Below are 19,377 nucleotides of genomic sequence, written 5' to 3' on the forward strand. Positions count from 1 at the left end.
CAACTATGTCTTTGGTAGAAGTGCATAACGAATGGGACCCCCTCGAGGAAATGATCGTGGGTATCGCCCATGGCGCGCGCGTGCCTCGGCCGGACAAGGGCCTGTTCGCGCTTGATTACAGTGAACATCACGACGCCATGCATGAGATTCCGTCGGGCCCCTATCCCGAGCAGGTCGTTGCAGAGGCCGAAGAAGACCTCGACGCGTTCGCAGCCTTTCTGGTCGGGCATGGCGTTACCGTACGCCGCCCCAGGAAGTCCTACCACGCCGAGGTCTTCGGGACGTCCGACTGGAAGACCGACGGTGAATACAACTACTGCCCACGGGACGTCTTGCTGCCGATCGGCAAGACCATCATTGAAGCGCCGATGGCCTTGCGCAGCCGCTACTTCGAACCCTTCGCTTACCGTGAACACCTGCAAGCGTATTTCGCCAGCGGCGCCAACTGGATCTCGGCCCCCAAGCCGCAACTGGGGGACAACACTTACCGGGTGAACCCGCGTGAAGGGTCGATCATTGCCAATGAGGAGCCTATTTTCGATGCGGCCAACGTGCTGCGTATGGGGCGCGACATTCTTTATCTGGAGTCGCGCAGTGGCAATCGGCTGGGCTACGAATGGCTCAAGCGCGTGCTCGGTGATCAATACCGCGTGCACGCCCTCAGTGGGTTCTACGACGGTACGCACCTGGACACCACGATCACCCTGGTACGGCCCGGGTTGGTGGTATTGAACCCTGAGCGTATCGGCAAGGACCAGGTGCCGGAGGTGTTCAAGCACTGGGACATTATCTGGGCGCCCGACATGGTCGACACCGGTTACTGCTGGTCCTACCCACGTGCATCCATCTGGCAGGGCATGAACTTCATCATGGTCAACCCGGCGTTGGCGGTGATCAACGACCAGCAAGTCCCGTTGATTCGTGCGCTGGAACGCCATGGCATCGATGTGGCGCCGCTGAAGATGCGGCATGCGCGCAGTTTGAGCGGCGGCTTCCATTGTGTGTCCGTTGATATCCGTCGACGCGGCACGTTGGAAGACTACCGTTGATAAGGGGGCAGTGATGCAGGCTCTGGATTACTACGCGGTGGCATTGTTCGTGATCGCCACCTGTGTCACGCCGGGGCCGAACAACGTGATGTTGATGTCCTCGGGCGCCAACTTCGGCATGGGCCGCACCCTGCGCCATGTGGCCGGGATCAACATCGGTTTTCCGTTGATGGTGGTGGCGGTCGGCCTGGGCGCCGGCGCGATTTTTCGGCAGTACCCAGGCCTGCATGACGGGTTGCAAGTGATCGGGGCGGTGTACCTGCTGTTTCTCGCGTATCAGATCGCGCGCTCGCCCACCACCGACCTCGGTGACCCGTCCCGCCAGCCCTTGGGGTTCACGGGTGCGGCATTGTTTCAGTGGGTCAACCCGAAAGCCTGGGTCATGGCGGTGGGCGCGGTGTTGGCTTACACGTCGCCCCTGGGCGGTTACACCCTGCAGGTGTTTCTGATTGCGCTGTTGTTCTTTTTGTTCGGCACACCGTGCTCGATGGTGTGGGTGTTTTTTGGGCAGTACCTGCGGCGCTTTCTAACGCGGCCGCGGCATTTGAAGGTCTTCAATATCGCCATGAGCCTGGTGCTGGTGGTGTCGTTGATACCGGTCATAAAAAGTCTGCCATTCGCTCAAGGATGGTTTTAAAACGCATAGAAAGTTGCTGTGCCGCTCACCGCTCGACGGGCACAGGCAACTCCACGGATTGGCAGGATGTGATGAGGATGCACACTTAAATGGCTATGTATGTTTTAGGAATATCTGCCTTCTACCACGACAGTGCTGCCGCCCTGGTCAAGGACGGCGTGCCCGTGGCTGCCGCTCAGGAAGAGCGCTTCACCCGTGTTCGTCACGACCCGGCATTCCCGGCCCAGGCGATTGCGTACTGCCTGGATGCCGAGGGGATTACCCTGGATGAGCTGGAGGCTGTGGTCTATTACGAAGACCCTCAGGAGAAATTCTCCCGGGTGATGTCCTCTTTCGCCAGTGGCGGCATCGGCGGCGCCCGCACATTTATCAATGCAATGCCGGAATGGATTCGTTGGAAGTGGAACGTGCTCAAGTTCGTCGATGAGCAGCTTGAGGCGCTGGGGCGGGGCAAGGCGCCGCGCACCCAGGCGTCGCGGCATCACCGCTCGCATGCGGCGGCTGCGTTCTATCCCTCACCGTTCGAGAACGCCGCGGTGCTGTGTATCGACGGCATTGGCGAATGGCATTCGACCACGATCTGGCAAGGCCAGGGCTCCAGCCTTGAGCTGAAAAACTCGATTTCCTACCCGCATTCCCTCGGCCTGCTGTATTCGGCGATGACTTATTACTGCGGTTTCAAGGTCGATTCCGGGGAGTACAAATTGATGGGGTTGGCGCCTTATGGCCAACCCATCTATGCCGACAAGATTCGCGATGAGCTGATCAATATCCGCCCCGACGGTTCGTTCACGTTGAACATGAAGTACTTCGAGTACCTGCGCGGTGAACGCATGGTAGGGGAGGCCTTCGAAGCGCTGTTCGACGGGCCGATCCGCCAACCCGAAAGCCCGATATCGCAGCGTGAATGTGACCTCGCGGCGTCGATTCAAAAAGTCACCGAAGAGGTGGTCCTGGGGTTGGCGACGGCCGCCGTCAAGCAGACCGGCCAGCGCAATCTGTGCCTGGCCGGTGGGGTCGCATTGAACTGCGTGGCCAATGGCGTGCTCAGTCGCTCCGGGCGGTTTGACTCGATCTGGATCCAGCCGGCAGCCGGGGATGCCGGTTGCGCCTTGGGGGCCGCGATGGATTATGCGGTCAAGCGTTGCGGTCGCCCGCACCTGGCAAGCAGCAAGTCGGACGCCATGAGCGGCAGCCTGTTGGGGCCGGGCTTCGACGATGAAGAAATCGCGGCCTTCCTGCTGGAAAACCAATACCCCTTCATTCGCTACGACGACAACGGGCTGTATGACCAGGTCGCCAGCCGACTGGCCGATGGCGCGGTGGTGGGCTGGTTCCAGGGCCGTATGGAGTTCGGCCCCCGTGCCCTGGGCGCGCGCTCGATTCTCGGCGATGCACGCAACCCGCAGATGCAACGCACGATGAACCTGAAGATCAAGTACCGCGAGTCGTTCCGCCCGTTTGCCCCGGCAGTACTGGCCGAGGACGCCGGGAGCTATTTCGATATCTGCGAAAAAAGCCCCTACATGCTGATGGTCGCACCGGTGTCGGACGCCATCAAAACCCCGCAATCGTTGCAAGAGGGCGGCCCGGAGCGTGGCTTGGGCAGCATCAACAATGTTCGCTCGCAATTGCCGGCAGTGACCCATGTCGACCTGTCGGCGCGGGTGCAAACGGTGACCGAGGAAAACAACGCCCCGTTCACCTACTTGTTGCGCAGTTTCAAGCAACGCACAGGCTGTTCGGTACTGGTCAATACCTCGTTCAACGTGCGTGGCGAGCCCATCGTGTGCAAGCCAGAGGAGGCGTATGCCTGCTTTATGCGCACGGAAATGGACGTTCTGGTACTCGGCCATTACGTACTGGAGCGGCCGGGCCAGCCTGCCTTTGTTGACAGCGTCGACTGGCGCAACGAAATCCCGCTGGACTGATCGTGACCTCTAACTTTTCGGAGCTTTTTCCATGCTGAGATTTCTCGCGTTTATCGTGTTCATGGTGGTCCTTCTGCCCGTCGGGTTGACGCGTTCGGTGCTGCATTCCTCACGGTTTGGCCGTCGCTTCCACCAGGCGCCGTCCGCTTGGGATCACGCCGTCAAACAACCGTAACGCCATCGGCCTAAGGATCTGTGTCCATGTCAAAGGTGATTTACAAAAACCTCAATACCTCACCGATTCTTGCGGTGGGTGGCGCCGGGTGCTGGTTGGAGGACGCGACGGGTAAACGCTACCTCGACACCTGTGGCGGTGTCGCGGTGTCGAGCCTGGGCCATGCCCACCCGCGCATCGTTGCAGCGTTCGAGCGGGAGGCGAAAAAACTCGCCTGGGCCCATGCCGGCAGCTTCACCACGGCGCCCGCTGAAGCGTTGGCGGAGTACCTGGTGGCGGGCAGCGGCGGCCTGGCGCGGGCGCAGTTTTTGTCGGGAGGCTCGGAGGTGATGGAGTTGGCGATGAAAATCGCCTACCAGTACCAATGCGAACGCGGGCTGCCGAATAAGTCGGTGTTTATTTCCCGGCGCCAGAGCTACCACGGCAGCACCCTGGGCACCCTGAGCATTTCCGGTAACCCGCAGCGTCAATCGGTGTTTGGCCAGTTGTTCCCGGCGGCCGAATTCGTGTCGCCGTGCTACGCCTACCGCGATCAGCGGCACGACGAAAGTGAAGAGCAGTATGCGACCCGTCTGGCCGAAGAGCTGGACCAGAAAATCCGCGCCTTGGGCAGCGAAAATGTCGCGGCGTTTTTCGTTGAAACGGTGGTGGGCTCGACCAGCGGCGCTGTTCCGCCGGTGCCGGGTTACCTGCGCAAAATCAAGGCGGTCTGCGAGCGCCACGATGTGCTGTTGATTCTCGACGAGGTGATGGCTGGGATGGGCCGTACCGGGCAGCTGTTCGCGTATGCCGACGACGGCATCGTGCCGGACATGGTTGCCGTGGGCAAAGGCCTCGCCGCCGGCTACATGCCGATTTCAGCGCTGCTGATCAGTGAGCAGGTGCATTCGGTGATGGCTCAGGGCTCGGGCGTATTGGGCAACGGCCAAACCCATGTCAACCATCCGCTGGCCTGTGCCATCGCCCTGGAGGTGCAGCAGGTCATCGTTGAAGACGAACTGTTGGCCCAGGTGCGCCAGCGCGGCGAGCAACTGCGCAGCTGGCTCAAGGAAAGCCTGAGTGACCTGGATACCGTCGGCGATGTGCGCGGACGAGGGCTGTTTGTCGGTGTTGAATTTGTGCAAGACCGCGCCACCAAGGCGCCGTTCAAAGGCGGTGGCGCGTATGCCGCAGCCCTCAAGCAAGAGGCCTTGGCGCGCGGCCTGCTGATCTACCCCGGCAGTGGCACCGTGCAGGGCGTACAAGGCAATCATGTGCTGTTTGCACCGCCATTTATCACCCGTGAAGACGAGCTGGCGCAAATGGTTGAACGGTTCAGTGCGGTGGTGCGGGCCGTGGCTCATTAGCCGTCAGGTGATGTATCGCGCATTCACCCAAATTACGTAGAGATGGAGCAGTGAAGATGCAGACAATCGAGCCGTGCAAGGACAAAGTCCTGCTGTCGGTGTGCACCATGGACTGGTGCGATCATGGGGTGGAATTCGCCAAGACCGTATTCTCCAACCTTGAGGTGTTTTGTTGGGACCCGGGCGATCCTTACCCCTATCACCTGGATAATTGGGAAGGCGACTGGATCATCTCCTACCGTGGCGACTTCATCTTCCCGCAGAGCATTTATAAAAATGCGCGCAAGGGCGCGATCAACCTGCACCCAGCGCCGCCCAAGTATCGCGGGCTGGGCAGTCAGCATTACGCGATTTACTACAACGATGAAACCTACGGCTCGACGTGCCACCACCTTGCGCCATCGGTCGACAGTGGCCAGATCATCAACGTCGCGCGCTTCAATGTGGCGCCGGCCGAGACAGCATCGTCCCTGCGCCTGCATGTCGGCGCGTATTGCTTGCAGCAGTTTATTCATCTGCTGACCGACTACATCCTGGTAGGGCGGCCGTTGCCGGTTTCGCCGGAGAACTGGGGGGAGCGGTTGTACAAACAATCGGAACTCAAGCCCTGGATGGAGAAGATTCGTGCCCAAGAGCCGGATCATCGTTGTTTCAAGTAGTTTTTGGGCAAGTCACTTCAAGCCGCTCGTGGCTTGAAGTGTTCACTGCGCGTTGGCGCGACGGGTAAGAGAGCATCTATGTTCGAGTTTTCGAGTTTCGTGGCGGCACTGGGCGTCTACGTGATCGGCACCGCCAGCCCTGGGCCTGGCAATCTGGCGATCGCCAATACCTCCCTCAATTATGGACGCACGCCAGGCCTGGCCTTGGCGGCCGGGGTGATTTCCGGGTCGCTGTGCTGGGGGGCGATGACGGCTGCCGGTGTCTCGGCGTTGTTGATGTCCAATACCCAGATCCTGCTGTGGCTGAAGGTGCTGGGGGCGTGCTACCTGTTCTTCCTCGCGTGGAAGTCGATCCGTAGCGCACTGGCCCACAACGCGACGATGGTGGCACGGGTGCGGGAAAAACAGACCCGAAACCTCGGCTTCTATTTGCAGGGGCTGGGCATTCACTTGACCAACCCCAAAGCGGCCTTGACCTGGTTCACCGTGACCACTGTGGGGCTCAGCGCGAATGCGCCGGCCTGGACCAGTTTTGTGCTGGTGGCGGGCTGTGCGCTGTTGGGGTTTCTGATTTTCTGTGCCTACGCACTGGCCTTTTCCTCCCACTCGGCGGAACCGTTTTTCACCCGGACGCGCAAATCGTTCGGCCTGATTTGCGGCGCCTTCTATTCATTCGTTGCGATCGGTTTTCTCACGTCACTGCTGTGACGCCGAATGCTTTCCTGAACCCACCCTGAAGAATCCTCCTATTCCCTGTTGGTAAACTTTCCTACGGTTTACTCCTCCGGAGTCGGGGCGTAAACTCCGCGCGTTTTCATCAATAGCGGAGACCCTAAGTGGGTACTTGTTCGAGTGACAGTCGTCGGCCGGTTTCGGTAACCGGCACATACTTGGCAAGGTAACGCGCATTCTTCCGATGCCGTTGTCTCGCCAACCAAGCGAGAAGCGGCATTGCGGCAGCGGCCAGTCCTGGCACCTGCCCGACCCCCTCTCATCGACGCTGACCAGCCCCTGATATCAATCAGGAGGTTACGGACGCGCCTGCCTTTTATGGCCGGCGGGCCAGGCTGACTGTGCCTTTGAAAAGGGCGCAGTGCAGTCGGTCGTACCTGCACGAAGGTTTCCTCGCGCAGGAGTTACACCATGAACCTCACACTGCTCAAAGAGTTCTTCGCCGGTTTCCTGCGGAACCGGCACATTGCCCGGCATTTTCGCCGCCTGGCGATGCTCGAGACCGTGACCGACGCCAACGTCAGCCGCGAAGTACCGCCGACCCTGGCGCAAACCCTGGTGGTCGCGGCCAATAGCAGTGCTGTGCAATTGCTCGGCAAATTGGGCAGCCACACCGAGGGGTTGAGCACTCAGGACTCCGACGCCTTGCGCGTGCAGTACGGCCTCAACGAGGTCGAGCATGAGCAGCCGCTGCCGTGGCAGGTGCACTTGTGGCACTGCTACAAGAACCCGTTCAACCTGCTGCTGACCTTGCTCGCGCTGATCTCCTTGCTGACCGACGACATCAAGGCGGCCACGGTGATTTTCTCCATGGTGGTGCTGTCGACCCTGTTGCGCTTCTGGCAGGAGGCCAAGTCGAACAAGGCCGCCGACGCCTTGAAAGCCATGGTCAGCAATACCGCGACGGTGTTGCGCCGCGACAGGGCCAAGCGCATTGAGCTGCCGATCAAACAATTGGTGCCGGGTGATCTGATCGTGCTGTCGGCCGGTGACATGATTCCCGCCGACTGCCGCGTGCTCAGCGCCAAGGACCTGTTTGTCAGCCAGGCGGCGATGACCGGCGAATCGATGCCGGTGGAGAAGTTCGTCCACCAGCACGACAGCCAGGCGCGTAACCCGCTGGACCTGGAAAATATCCTGTTCATGGGCACCAACGTGGTGTCCGGTGCGGCGACGGCGATTGTGCTGGCCACCGGCAACAGCACCTATTTCGGCGCGCTGGCGCAACGCGTGACTGCCACTGACCGTGCGACCACCTCGTTCCAGCATGGCGTCAACAAAGTCAGCTGGTTGCTGATCCGTTTCATGTTCGTGATGGCACCGCTGGTGCTGTTCATCAACGGCTTTACCAAGGGCGACTGGACCGAGGCGTTGTTGTTCGCGCTGTCGATTGCCGTGGGCCTGACCCCTGAAATGCTGCCGATGATCGTCACCTCCACGCTGGCCAAGGGCGCGGTGTTTCTGTCGCGCAAGAAGGTCATCGTCAAGCGCCTGGACGCGATCCAGAACTTCGGCGCTATGGACGTGCTGTGCACCGACAAGACCGGCACCCTGACGCAGGACAAGATTTTCCTGGCGCGCCATGTGGACGTGTGGGGCGAAGAGTCTGATGACGTGCTGGAAATGGCCTACCTCAACAGCTACTACCAGACCGGCCTGAAAAACCTGCTGGATGTGGCGGTGCTCGAGCACGTCGAGGTGCACCGCGACTTGCAAGTCGGCACGGCGTTCCAGAAGGTCGATGAGATTCCGTTTGACTTCAACCGGCGTCGCATGTCGGTGGTGGTGGCCGAGCAGGACCAGCCGCACCTGTTGATCTGCAAGGGTGCGGTGGAAGAGATTCTGTCGGTGTGCAACACCGTGCGCCATGGCGAGACCAACGAAGCGCTGACCGATGAGTTGCTGGCGCGCATTCGCCAGGTGACGGCGGCCTTCAACGAAGAAGGCCTGCGCGTTGTGGCAGTGGCAGCACAGCCGATGGCGGCGGGGCGCGACACCTACAGCCTGGCGGATGAAAAAGACCTGACATTGATCGGCTACGTCGCGTTTCTCGACCCACCCAAGGAGAGCACCGCGCCGGCACTCAAGGCCCTGAAAGCCCATGGTGTGGCGGTCAAAGTGCTGACCGGTGACAACGAGCTGGTGACGGCCAAAATCTGCCGCGAAGTGGGCCTGGAACAGCAGGGCTTGCTGATGGGTAACGCTATTGAAGACATGAGCGATGCCGAGCTGGCCAAGGCCGTGGAAACCACCAACGTATTCGCCAAGCTGACACCGAGCCACAAAGAGCGCATCGTGCGCCTGCTCAAGGCCAACGGGCACGTGGTGGGGTTTATGGGCGACGGTATCAACGACGCGCCGGCGTTGCGCACGGCGGATATCGGTATTTCGGTGGACAGCGCCGTGGACATCGCCAAGGAAGCGGCTGACATCATCCTGTTGGAAAAGAGCCTGATGATCCTGGAGGAGGGCGTGCTCGAAGGCCGCCGCACCTTCGCCAATATGCTCAAGTACATCAAGATGACCGCCAGTTCCAATTTCGGCAATGTGTTCTCGGTGCTGGTGGCCAGTGCGTTTATTCCGTTCCTGCCGATGCTGCCGATGCACCTGCTGGTGCAAAACCTGCTGTATGACATTTCGCAGATCGCGATTCCGTTCGATAACGTCGATGACGAAATGCTCGCCAAGCCGCAGCGCTGGCAGCCGGGCGAAGTGGGGCGGTTCATGCTGTTTTTCGGTCCGATCAGTTCGATCTTTGACATCACCACGTTTGCACTCATGTGGTATGTGTTTGATGCCAACACGCCCGACCACCAGACCCTGTTCCAGTCCGGTTGGTTCGTGGTGGGGCTGCTGACCCAGACGCTGATTGTGCACATGATCCGCACGCCGAAAATCCCGTTCCTGCAAAGCCGCGCGGCGATGCCGTTGCTGGTGATGACCGGGGTGATCATGGCCGTGGGGATTTTCCTGCCGATGGGGCCGCTGGCGCACTACTTCAAATTGCAGGCGTTGCCGTCGTTGTACTTCGTATTCCTGCCGGTGATTTTGCTGGCGTACATGGCGCTGACCCAAGCGGTCAAGGGCTTCTATATCCGCAGGTTCGGCTGGCAGTAAACAGCCTTACTGCGTCACACCGTTGGCCGCTGTGGGCGTCGGCAAACCAGCGCCCACAGCGGCCAACGGCGCAATCAGCTTGCTGCTGCATTCAAGGAGAGTTTTTATGCAAGCCATCAACAACATCAACCTCAGCACCCTGGTCGACACCTTGGTCAGCCTCACCGCGGCGTTTATCCTCGGTGGCTTGATCGGTTTTGAGCGTCAGTACCGCCAGCGCACGGCGGGCTTGCGCACCAACGTGCTGGTAGCGGTGGGCGCAGCGATTTTCGTCGACATGGCCAACCGCCTGGGCGGTGCGGAAGGCGCGGTGCGGGTCGTCGCGTATGTGGTCTCGGGCATCGGCTTTCTGGGGGCCGGCGTGATCATGCGTGAGGAAGGCAATGTGCGCGGGCTCAACACCGCCGCCACGCTCTGGGCCTCGGCGGCGGTGGGGGCGTGTGCGGGGGCCGACCTGATCCTCGAAGCACTGCTCGGCACGCTGTTTGTACTGGCGGCCAATACCTTGCTGCGGCCAATCGTCAATAACATTAACCGTCAGCCATTGGACGTGGTGTCGGCCGAGGTCACCAACATCCTGTATGTCATCGCACGGCGCAGCCAGCAACAGGCGGTGATGGTATTGCTGGAAGCCGAGTTGGCGCGCTGCAACTACCCGGCCAGCGACGTCGACGTACGCCCATTCGGCAGCGAAGAAGTGGAAATCGAGGCCACCCTTGCCGCCACGTCAGTCGATGGCGACGAACTGGATGCGCTGGTGGCGCGCATCTCCACGTCGACCCTGGTCGTGCAGGCTTTCTGGAGCCCGAGTACCACCGATTAGCCTAGGCGTAAAAAGGCTGAAAAAGCGTTGGGTGGTGAAGGCTTTTGCGAGGAAAACTCCTACATATGGTTGGGACTATCCCTTCGATTGAAACGTCGTTTCGTTGCTAAGGTTGCGCCCTTGTACCTAGCCGGCGGCAGCGGTTTGGCTGTACGTGTTCGGCCTGTTTTCAATCGAAAGGGACCAGGCATAGCCTGGCTATCGTCCTTGAGTGGGGACCGCGCCGCTGGTCGGCACTGTCATTTCTCACAGGTACCTGTGTCCCGTGTGGTGTGTAAGTCTACTTACCTCTCAGGGGAGTGTTATGAGCAAAGCGTTAATCGTTGACGATCACCCGTTTATCCGCAAAACCGTCCGCCATCTGCTGACGCTGGAAGGCTTCAGCGAGATTGATGAGGCAGGTAATGGTGCCGATGCCGTGCAGAAGGCCAGGGAGGGGCGCCCGGCCTTGATCATTCTTGACCTGGCCATCCCGAAGCTGGGTGGGCTGGAGGTGATCAGTCGAGTCAAGGCGCTGGGCTTGCCGTGCAAGATCCTGGTGCTGACGTCGTACCTGCCGGAGTTCTTTTCCTCGCGTTGCATGCGTGCTGGCGCGATGGGGTTTGTCGCCAAGACCGGGGAACTCGACGAGCTGCAAAAAGCGATCAAGGCCGTGATGTCCAACTACAGTTGCTTTCCCAGTTTGCCGAGCAGTTCGGTACGCCGTGATGATTTGCAGGCTACGGAACTGGAGCTGGTGCAGTTGCTGTCGGATCGCGAGCTGGCGGTGTTGCAGATGCTGGCGCTGGGGCTGGGCAATAACGAAATTGCCAATCAAATGCTGCTGAGCCACAAGACCATCAGTACGTACAAGACGAGGCTCAAGGAGAAGCTGCGCATGTCGTCCGTGGTGCACATGGCCAAGTTTGCCCAGCGCAATCATCTGATTTGATTTGAAATGACCCGTGCCCAGGTTCGAGGGTTCATCACCTTGCTATTGATGAGCCTGCTTCCGCTGACGGCCGTTGGCCTTGATGAGCCGCATACCCTGCGCTTGTTGGGGCACTCCAACGTTGACGGTACTGGCCCGTCCGTGGTGTTGGGGGAAGCCGACTGGCACTGGTTGCGCGAGCGGCGAACACTGTTGATGGGGGTTTCCGCGCCCGATTACGGGCCGTTCGAACTGACCAATAACAACGACGAGCTTGAAGGCGTCACGGCTGACTATGCGAAGTTACTCGCACAGCTGCTGAATATTACCGTTGAGGTCCGGCGCTACGATACGCGCGATGAAGTGATCGAGGCACTCAAGCAGGGCGCCATTGATTTCCTTGGCTCGGCCAACGGATTTGAAGCAGGTGACTCACAGTTGGTCCTGTCGCGTTCCTACGCCAATGATCAACCGATCCTGGTTACCCGTACCGGAGACACCCAATCCCTGAGTGTCGACCTGGCAGGCAAACGCGTGGCGATGCTCTATCACTACATGCCGCCCGATGTCGTCGAAGCTTATTATCCCAAGGCCCATGTGGAACTGTTTCCCTCTATCTTCGAGGCCATCGGCGCCGTGGCATTTGGCCGTGCCGATGTTTATCTCGGGGACGCCATCACCGCCAATTACCAGATCAACCGTAACCACCTCAACAATGTGCAAATGGCGGATTTTTCCACCCTGGAATCCAACGCTTTCGCGTTCGCCGTGGCCCGCGACAACACTCGCTTGCTGCGTATCATCAATACGGCGCTGAGGGCGATCCCGGCTAACCAACAGATGGACATATTGCGCCGTTGGAGTGCCGGCAACCTTGGTTTTCTGGGCGCGGAACGGCTGCACTTGAGCCGGAGCGAACAGCGCTGGCTGGAGAAACACCCGCGGGTCCGCGTAGTCGCATCCGACCAGATGCTGCCGTTGGCATCCTTCACCGCACAGGGGCAATTGGAGGGCTTGAGTGCCGACGTTTTATCCCGGATCAGCCTGCGCACCGGTTTGAAGTTCGACGTGGTCTCCGGCGGTTCGATGCCCCAGCAAATTGACGCGGTCAGTAAGGGCAGGGCGGACATGATGGCGGTGGTGGCGTCGAGCATCGAAGGCTCTGATCAGGTGCGCTTTACACGGCCCTACCTGACCAACCCACTGGTATTGGTCACCCGTAGCGACTATCCCGGCACGGTGACCCTGGAGGACATGATCGGAAAACGTCTCGCGTTGACCAGCGGCAACGCGCTGCGTGAGGTGATCAATCGTGACTACCCCGGTATCCACTTTGTGGAGGCCGGGAACCCCACGGAGGCGATGGCCCTGGTGGCCAACGGCAGTGCCGATGGCGCGGTCAATTCATTGATCTATGCGCGTTACCTCATTGCCTTTCAGTACCGTGACCGCTTGCGCGTGACCAGCACGGTCGGCTCTGATCCTTTACGCATGACGTTTGGGGTCAACCGTGGCGAGTTGGAGTTGTACTCGATATTGGACAAGGCGTTGCTGAGCATCAGCCCTCAGGAAATGGATGAGTTGAGCAACCCATGGCGGTCCGATGTGATCATCGAAGACCACTGGCTGCGCCATCGCAGTGCGATTATCCAAGGGTTTGGCGTGGCGGCGGTATTGCTGCTGGTAACCCTTGGATGGGCGATTTACCTGCGCAGCCTGATACGCAAACGGGCCCAGGCCGAGCGGGCATTGAGCGACCAGATGCGCTTTATGGGCGTGCTGATCGACGGTACGCCTCACCCGATTTACGTGCGTGACCGCCAAGGGCGGCTGATGGCCTGCAACAGTGCTTTCCTGGACGTCTTTGGCTTCAGGCTCGAAGCGGTGATCGGCAAGACCGTGACAGAAACCGACACCGGCAATCCGCCGCAGGCCCAGTCTTTCCATGAGGACTACCTGCGGCTGATGGAGCGCGGCGAGCCGCAGATTCATGATCGGGTACTCAGGTTGCCCAATGGCAAGGTGTTGACCATTTATCACTGGATGCTGCCGTACCGTGATGGCGACGAAAACGTGGTGGGCATGATTGCCGGTTGGGTGGATGTGAGCGAGCGCCAGCGGCTCCTGGGCCAATTGCAGGAGGCCAAGGAGGAGGCCGATGCCGCCAACCGTGCCAAGACCACGTTCCTGGCGACCATGAGCCACGAAATCCGCACGCCCATGAACGCCGTGATTGGCATGATCGAGCTGGCGCTTGCCAACGCCGAACAGGGGCGTGCCGACCGTGATGCCCTGGCCGTCGCCTCGGTTGCGTCCCACGGCATGCTGGAGTTGATTGGCGATATTCTGGACATTGCGCGGATCGAGTCTGGCCACCTGTCTCTTGCCCTGGAATCGGCCAACCCGCATGAGCTGTTGACGTCGGTGGCACGGGTGTTCGAAGGGCTGGCGCGCGCCAAGGGCCTGGCGCTGCAGGTCGAGCTTGACCCGCTGATTGATTGCCCGGTGTTGATCGACCCGTTGCGGTTCAAACAGGTGGTGTCCAACCTGCTGAGCAATGCCATCAAGTTCACCGCCGATGGCCAGGTGCGGTTGGGCGCGCATACAGTCGTGGCGCCCGATGCAGACCAACTGAGCCTCAGGTTATGGGTAGAAGACACCGGTATTGGCATCAGTGCCGAGGACCAGCAACGGCTGTTCAACCCGTTTATCCAGGGCAGCAATACCGAACAATCGGCGCGTAGCGGGTCGGGATTGGGCCTGGTGATCAGCCGTAATTTGTGCGAAATGATGGCGGGGAAGCTGCAGTTGAGCAGTGTGCTCGGGCAGGGTACGCGGGTGGATGTGTCGTTGACGCTTGCCAGGGCAGCGGCATTGCCGCCTGAGGTTTCAGCACCGGCCCCAGCCGTGCTGGCTACCCGTGTATTGGACATCCTGGTAGTGGATGACTACCCGGCCAACCGCTTGCTGCTGGCCCGGCAACTGAGTTTTCTGGGGCACCGCATCGTCACTGCCGAAGAGGGCGTTCAAGGGCTTGAACGCTGGCAAACCCAGCACCCCGATGTGGTGATTACCGATTGCAACATGCCCCTCAAGGATGGCTATGCCTTGGCGCGTGAGATTCGTGCGCAAGAGCGTGAGCAAGGTTTGAAGCCGTGTTTGCTACTGGGGTTTACCGCCAATGCACAGCCGGAAGAAACCGAGCGTTGTCGGCAGGCGGGCATGGATGGTTGCTTATTCAAACCTGCCGGGCTTGAGGACTTACGCTCGGCATTGGCCTCGCTCGCGCTGAGCCCAGGCGTACCCGGCGTTGACGGGGTATTTGATTTGGCTGCGTTAAGGGTGGTCACGGGGGACGATCAAGTAGCGCTCAAGGAGCTTTTGAATGCGTTGCTCGACAGCCTGGAAGCAGACCGCGTGAGGCTCCCGTTGCTGCAACGCGAGGTCAGTTTTCGCGGGCTGCACGACCTTGCTCATCGGGTCAAGGGCGGGGCGCGAATGGTCAAGGCCCAAGCGTTGATCACCTGTTGTGAAACCCTGGAAAGCCTCTGTGAACGACAGGCGCGCAGCGCACTGGGGGCTGCAATTGAAGCGTTAGACCAGGCAATGGGTGATTTGCATAAACGACTGAGTGACTACGGCAAGCAGCCATGACTGCGATTTACGGTCATTCGGTAGATTTGGGAGAACTCCTACGTGAAGGGGGAACATGGCTGATTTTGTCTTCTGGATATGTCTGGAAAATGAGCCGCTCGCAATGACGCGTACTGCCAGCCCAGGGGGTTGCCATGCCGAACAAAGCACTGACCATCCTGATTGCCGATGAACAGCACCTGCAAAGGCTGTACATCGAAAAAATGCTCAATCAGTTGGGGTATCACCGGATTGTGCCGGTGCAAACCTACGAAGAAGTCCAGATTCTCACCGCGGTCCCGGCCGAACCGTTTGACGTCCTGATCATCAGTGCGGGGCTTGCCGCGCAGGCCAGCGTGCCGCAGCCGCAGGTACGCCATGTGTTGCTCTACGACCACCTCGACCCCGGCAAACCCGCTGGCGCAATGCCGCCTGTGCTGGTACGGCTGCCCGGAGTACCTGACACCATCAACCTTGAACATTTCATGGACATCATCGACCCACCCGCGGCCGCCACAGGCCTGCGGGTGTTGCCGTGGCTGCGGGAGTTATCCTGCAAGCCGATCGCCGGGGGTTAATCCCACTGCGGCGCAATGCCCTTGGGGCTGGTCAAGCGGTGGCCACGTTCCAGGCCGGCAATCTGCGCCATGTCGGCAGCGCTCAAGGTCAATTGCAGGGCCTTGAGGTTGCTCTCCAGGTTGGCGCGTTTGGTCGACGACGGAATGACCGCATAGCCCAACTGCATGGCCCAGGCCAACGTCACTTGCGCAGGTGTGGCCTGATGGCGTTCGGCGATGTGCTGGAGCACCGGGTCTTTCAGCACCTCACCGTAGGCCAGGGTCATGTACGACGTGATCTGAATGCCCTGGGCGGTGGCGAAATCCACGACCTGTTGGTTTTGCAGATAGGGGTGCAGTTCGATCTGGTTAGTGGCGATGTTCTCGGCGCCCATCGCAGCAATGGCCTGCTTCATCAGGTCAATGGTGAAGTTGGAAACGCCGATCTGGCGGGTCAGGCCCAGGCGCTTGGCTTCAAGCAATTGGCCCATGAATTCGGCAACGGGGATTTGCTCCTCCGGTGATGGCCAGTGGATCAGCGTCAGGTCCAGGTAGTCGATCTTCAGTTTGCTCAGGCTTTCGCGCAGGCTGGGAATCAGCAGGCCATCGGCAAAATGGGACACCCAGATCTTGCTGGTGATGAACAACTCATCACGCGGCACACCACTGGCGGCGATGGCGTGGCCGACATCGGCTTCGTTCTCATAGATCTGCGCGGTGTCGATGGCGCGGTAGCCCAGCTCCAGGCCGGTGCGCACGGAATCGATGACCACCTGGCCTTGCAGGCGGAAAGTGCCGAGGCCGAAGGCGGGGACGTTGTGGGTCGGGATGGACATCAGTAACTCCTCAAGGGGGTGAACAATGGCGTCGAGTATCCCCGCGTCGTTCCTTCGGAAAAACCGCCGAAGCCGAAAAGGACTCTTTACCAGAAGTCACGAGTGGCGTTGCTGCGCAGGCTGGATCGGGTGTCGCTCGGTTACCGCGACTGATGTAGAGTCGTGCAGCCGACTCAACCGCAGGAAATCGCCCTATGACCCAGGAATCCCGTTTCTCCCGAATGGAGCCGGAATTGCGCAAGGCCAATCTGGTCCAGGCGACGCTCACGTGCCTCAAGCGCGACGGTTTCCAGGGCGCCTCGATTCGCAAGATCAGTGCCGAGGCCGGGGTGTCGGTGGGGCTGATCAGCCACCACTATTCGGGCAAGGATGAACTGGTGGCCGAGGCCTATCGCACGATCACCGCCCAAGTCATGAGCCTGTTGCGCGAGACCATGGCCAAGGCACCCCCGCAACCTCGGGAACGCTTGTCGGCGTTGTTTCGTGGCTCGTTTTCTCCGCAGCTGCTCGACCCGCAACTGCTGGATGCCTGGCTGGTATTCTGGGGCGCGGTCAAGACCGCGCCTGCCATCAACCTGGCCCACGAACACTCCTATGGCGAGTACCGCACCATCATGCGCTCGGCCCTGACGGACATGGCCAGGGAGGAGCGATGGGAGCAGTTCGACGCCGACCTGGCCGCCATCGGCTTGAGCGCCTTGCTCGATGGGTTGTGGTTGGAGTCGGGGCTCAACCCGGGCACCTTTACGCCGGAGCAGGGCATCCAGATCTGCGAAGCCTGGGTCGATGGCTTGCAGGGCGGCGGTCGCCTGCGTTACCCACTCAAAGCCTGAGCCTTTCTCGCCGCCTGGACGCAAGGTCCAGGCCGGTATTTCCCGTTTGAAAATATTTGCAGTTTGCCGATTGCCTCCTTGCTGAACACTCGTTTAGTATCTCGCCATGTCGCACCCCTCAAACCAATTAAAATAATTCGAGGAAGCCATGACGACCGATTCGCCCGTGCTCAGCCATGTGCAAGCAGGCGTTGCCTGGATCACTCTCAACCGGGTGGCCCAGCACAATGCACTGGACATTCCGACCCTCAAGCATCTGCATGCCTTGCTCGATACGCTCAATACCGACACCGCTGTGCGTGCGGTGGTGTTGACCGGCAACGGGCGCAGCTTCTGCGCCGGCGCCGACCTGGCGGAATGGGCTGAAGCCCAAGCGCGTGGCGCCCTGGAAACCTACGGCTGGACCGAAACCGCGCACGCCCTGATGACCCGCCTGCACACCCTCGACAAACCCACCCTTGCTGCGATCAACGGCACCGCCGTCGGCGCCGGCATGGACCTCACCTTGTGTTGCGACCTGCGCATCGCCGCGCAGTCGGCGCGCTTCAAGGCCGGCTACACCCGCATGGCTTACTCGCCGGATGCCGGTGCCAGTTGGCACTTGCCGCGCCTGATCGGCAGCGAACAGGCCAAGCGCCTGCTGTTCCTCGATGAACTGTGGAGCGCCGACCGTGCCCTGGCTGCCGGCCTCGTCGGCGAGGTGGTCGCCGACGATCAACTCCACGCGCACACCACTGAGTTGGCGACGCGCCTGGCCAACGGCCCGACCTTCGCCTTCGCCCAGACCAAGACCCTGATCCGCGAAGGCGAAGGTCGCAGCCTGCCCGAGCAACTGCAGGCCGAACTGGCTGCCGGCCTGTTGTGCGGGCGCAGTGTCGACGGTGGCGAAGCCTTGCGCGCGGCCATGGAAAAGCGCCCGGCACATTTCTGCGGCCAATAACCCCAACACCTCCGAGCAGGTAGCGCGATGAATTTCCAACTCAGCCAAGAACAAGACATGTTGGTGGATGCGGTACGCAGTTTTGTGACCAAGGAGTTGCTGCCTCATGAGGTGGCGGTGGACCGTGCCGATGAGGTCTCGCCGGCGCTTGCCGCGCAGATTCGTGACAAGGCCATCGCTGCCGGTTTCTATGCGTTCAACATGCCCGAAGCGGTCGGTGGCGGCGGCCTCGATTACCTGTCCCAGGCACTGATCGAGCGAGAGTTGTCCAAGGTCTCGTGGGCGCTGCATGTGTTTGTCGCGCGCCCGTCCAAGATCCTGATGGCCTGCACCGGCACGCAGGTTGAGGACTACTTGTTGCCCTGCGTGCAGGGCCAGAAGATCGACTGCTTCGCGCTGACCGAACCGGGTGCCGGTTCTGACGCCAACGCGATCAAGACCCGCGCCGTGCGCAGCGGCGACGACTTTGTGATCAACGGCAGCAAGCACTTTATCAGCCATGCCGGGCACGCCGATTTCGCCATCGTGTTTGCCGTGACCGACACCTATGAATACCACGGCCGCCCACGCAACGAGGTGACCTCGTTTCTGGTCGACCGAGGCACCCCGGGCATGACCATCCGCCGAGGCCCCAAGTGCGTGAGCAACCGCGGCTATCACACCTATGAGATGTTCTTCGACGACTGCCGCGTACCGGCGTCCAAGGTGCTCGGCGACGTGGGCAAGGGCTGGGATGTCGCCAATGCCTGGCTCACCGCCGGCCGCGTGATGGTCGCCGCCAATTGCGTCGGCCAGGCTCAGCGGGCGCTGGACGTGTCGCTGCAATGGGCGGCGGATCGCAAGCAGTTCGGCCAGCCCATCGGCACCTATCAAGGCGTGAGTTTCAAGCTGGCGGACATGGCCACGCAGATTCGCGCTGCGGAATTGTTGACCCTGCACACGGCCTGGAAGATGGACCAGGGCAGCATGACTGACGGCGAGGCTGGCATGGCCAAATTGTTTGCCAGCGAAACCCTGGGCAAGGTCGCCGACGAAGCCGTGCAGATTTTTGGCGGCATGGGCTTGATGGATGAAGGACCGGTGGAGCGCATCTGGCGCAACGCACGGATCGAACGGATCTGGGAAGGCACTTCGGAAATCCAGCGCCATATCATTGCGCGCGAACTGTTGCGGCCGCTGTTGCGCTGATCGGCGCGGAG

Annotated in this window: 16 protein-coding genes; 15 read left to right on the top strand and 1 reads right to left on the bottom strand. The window is 60.5% G+C overall.

What is annotated here, in order from left to right; all coding sequences use genetic code 11:
• Positions 1-5: 5 nt before the first annotated feature.
• From A7D21_RS23475 to A7D21_RS23525, 12 genes are all read left to right on the top strand, one after another.
• Positions 6-1,049 carry an inosamine-phosphate amidinotransferase 1 gene (locus A7D21_RS23475; protein ID WP_069552805.1) on the top strand — a complete coding sequence of 348 codons (1,044 nt, stop codon included), beginning with the start codon at positions 6-8 and terminating at the stop codon, positions 1,047-1,049.
• 13 nt (positions 1,050-1,062) lie between these two features.
• On the top strand, positions 1,063-1,686 hold the full coding sequence (locus A7D21_RS23480) for a LysE family translocator (RefSeq protein ID WP_053255474.1): 624 nt from the start codon (positions 1,063-1,065) through the stop codon (positions 1,684-1,686).
• An 89-nt stretch (positions 1,687-1,775) separates the two neighbouring features.
• Entirely contained in the window at positions 1,776-3,617 is a 1,842-nt protein-coding gene (locus A7D21_RS23485) for a carbamoyltransferase (protein ID WP_053255475.1), read from the top strand.
• Positions 3,618-3,648: 31 nt separating this feature from the next.
• Positions 3,649-3,792, top strand: coding sequence for a hypothetical protein (locus A7D21_RS35885; RefSeq protein ID WP_167422755.1), 144 nt, complete (start codon positions 3,649-3,651; stop codon positions 3,790-3,792).
• Positions 3,793-3,818: 26 nt separating this feature from the next.
• On the top strand, positions 3,819-5,138 hold the full coding sequence (locus tag A7D21_RS23490) for an aspartate aminotransferase family protein (protein ID WP_069552806.1): 1,320 nt from the start codon (positions 3,819-3,821) through the stop codon (positions 5,136-5,138).
• A gap of 56 nt (positions 5,139-5,194) precedes the next feature.
• The gene (locus A7D21_RS23495; protein WP_053255477.1) at positions 5,195-5,797 is read left to right on the top strand and encodes a formyltransferase family protein; all 603 of its coding nucleotides are present in this window, start codon (positions 5,195-5,197) and stop codon (positions 5,795-5,797) included.
• 78 nt (positions 5,798-5,875) lie between these two features.
• Positions 5,876-6,505 (top strand): LysE family translocator, encoded by a 630-nt coding sequence (locus A7D21_RS23500; protein ID WP_069552807.1) that lies wholly within the window; start codon positions 5,876-5,878, stop codon positions 6,503-6,505.
• 435 nt (positions 6,506-6,940) lie between these two features.
• Positions 6,941-9,646: a magnesium-translocating P-type ATPase gene (mgtA, locus tag A7D21_RS23505; RefSeq protein WP_069552808.1), complete on the top strand. Its 2,706-nt coding sequence runs from the start codon at positions 6,941-6,943 to the stop codon at positions 9,644-9,646.
• 106 nt (positions 9,647-9,752) lie between these two features.
• Positions 9,753-10,469 carry an MgtC/SapB family protein gene (locus A7D21_RS23510; protein WP_069552809.1) on the top strand — a complete coding sequence of 239 codons (717 nt, stop codon included), beginning with the start codon at positions 9,753-9,755 and terminating at the stop codon, positions 10,467-10,469.
• 304 nt (positions 10,470-10,773) lie between these two features.
• Positions 10,774-11,400, top strand: a complete 627-nt coding sequence (locus tag A7D21_RS23515) for a response regulator transcription factor (protein WP_053255481.1) — start codon at positions 10,774-10,776, stop codon at positions 11,398-11,400.
• Positions 11,401-11,406: 6 nt separating this feature from the next.
• A complete protein-coding gene (locus tag A7D21_RS23520) occupies positions 11,407-15,033 on the top strand; it encodes a transporter substrate-binding domain-containing protein (RefSeq protein ID WP_069552810.1) in 3,627 nt (1,208 codons plus the stop codon).
• A gap of 134 nt (positions 15,034-15,167) precedes the next feature.
• On the top strand, positions 15,168-15,590 hold the full coding sequence (locus tag A7D21_RS23525) for a hypothetical protein (protein WP_053255483.1): 423 nt from the start codon (positions 15,168-15,170) through the stop codon (positions 15,588-15,590).
• On the opposite strand, the gene dkgB is transcribed toward A7D21_RS23525, so the two are convergent.
• Complete coding sequence (gene dkgB, locus A7D21_RS23530) at positions 15,587-16,405, bottom strand: 2,5-didehydrogluconate reductase DkgB (protein WP_069552811.1); 819 nt, start codon at positions 16,403-16,405, stop codon at positions 15,587-15,589. The two genes, A7D21_RS23525 and dkgB, sit on opposite strands and share 4 nt — an antisense overlap.
• Positions 16,406-16,599: 194 nt before the next feature.
• Here dkgB and A7D21_RS23535 point away from each other — a divergent pair, with 194 nt between their 5' ends.
• From A7D21_RS23535 to A7D21_RS23545, 3 genes are all read left to right on the top strand, one after another.
• Complete coding sequence (locus A7D21_RS23535) at positions 16,600-17,238, top strand: TetR family transcriptional regulator C-terminal domain-containing protein (protein ID WP_053255485.1); 639 nt, start codon at positions 16,600-16,602, stop codon at positions 17,236-17,238.
• 148 nt (positions 17,239-17,386) lie between these two features.
• The gene (locus A7D21_RS23540) at positions 17,387-18,178 is read left to right on the top strand and encodes an enoyl-CoA hydratase/isomerase family protein (protein ID WP_053255486.1); all 792 of its coding nucleotides are present in this window, start codon (positions 17,387-17,389) and stop codon (positions 18,176-18,178) included.
• A gap of 27 nt (positions 18,179-18,205) precedes the next feature.
• Positions 18,206-19,366 (top strand): acyl-CoA dehydrogenase family protein, encoded by a 1,161-nt coding sequence (locus tag A7D21_RS23545; protein WP_053255487.1) that lies wholly within the window; start codon positions 18,206-18,208, stop codon positions 19,364-19,366.
• The last annotated feature ends 11 nt before the right edge of the window (positions 19,367-19,377 follow it).

The organism is Pseudomonas sp. AP19, assembly GCF_001728855.1.
Lineage (GTDB): Bacteria > Pseudomonadota > Gammaproteobacteria > Pseudomonadales > Pseudomonadaceae > Aquipseudomonas > Aquipseudomonas fluorescens.

Excerpts from the sequence above, each read along its gene's own strand:
- mgtA (WP_069552808.1), top strand. The coding sequence starts at position 6,941 with ATGAACCTCACACTGCTCAAAGAGTTCTTCGCCGGTTTCCTGCGGAAC.
- A7D21_RS23500 (WP_069552807.1), top strand. The coding sequence starts at position 5,876 with ATGTTCGAGTTTTCGAGTTTCGTGGCGGCACTGGGCGTCTACGTGATC.
- A7D21_RS23480 (WP_053255474.1), top strand. The coding sequence starts at position 1,063 with ATGCAGGCTCTGGATTACTACGCGGTGGCATTGTTCGTGATCGCCACC.
- A7D21_RS23545 (WP_053255487.1), top strand. The coding sequence starts at position 18,206 with ATGAATTTCCAACTCAGCCAAGAACAAGACATGTTGGTGGATGCGGTA.
- A7D21_RS23525 (WP_053255483.1), top strand. The coding sequence starts at position 15,168 with ATGCCGAACAAAGCACTGACCATCCTGATTGCCGATGAACAGCACCTG.
- A7D21_RS23510 (WP_069552809.1), top strand. The coding sequence starts at position 9,753 with ATGCAAGCCATCAACAACATCAACCTCAGCACCCTGGTCGACACCTTG.
- A7D21_RS23535 (WP_053255485.1), top strand. The coding sequence starts at position 16,600 with ATGACCCAGGAATCCCGTTTCTCCCGAATGGAGCCGGAATTGCGCAAG.
- A7D21_RS23520 (WP_069552810.1), top strand. The coding sequence starts at position 11,407 with ATGACCCGTGCCCAGGTTCGAGGGTTCATCACCTTGCTATTGATGAGC.
- A7D21_RS23540 (WP_053255486.1), top strand. The coding sequence starts at position 17,387 with ATGACGACCGATTCGCCCGTGCTCAGCCATGTGCAAGCAGGCGTTGCC.
- A7D21_RS23490 (WP_069552806.1), top strand. The coding sequence starts at position 3,819 with ATGTCAAAGGTGATTTACAAAAACCTCAATACCTCACCGATTCTTGCG.
- A7D21_RS23485 (WP_053255475.1), top strand. The coding sequence starts at position 1,776 with ATGGCTATGTATGTTTTAGGAATATCTGCCTTCTACCACGACAGTGCT.
- dkgB (WP_069552811.1), bottom strand. The coding sequence starts at position 16,405 with ATGTCCATCCCGACCCACAACGTCCCCGCCTTCGGCCTCGGCACTTTC.
- A7D21_RS23475 (WP_069552805.1), top strand. The coding sequence starts at position 6 with ATGTCTTTGGTAGAAGTGCATAACGAATGGGACCCCCTCGAGGAAATG.
- A7D21_RS35885 (WP_167422755.1), top strand. The coding sequence starts at position 3,649 with ATGCTGAGATTTCTCGCGTTTATCGTGTTCATGGTGGTCCTTCTGCCC.
- A7D21_RS23495 (WP_053255477.1), top strand. The coding sequence starts at position 5,195 with ATGCAGACAATCGAGCCGTGCAAGGACAAAGTCCTGCTGTCGGTGTGC.
- A7D21_RS23515 (WP_053255481.1), top strand. The coding sequence starts at position 10,774 with ATGAGCAAAGCGTTAATCGTTGACGATCACCCGTTTATCCGCAAAACC.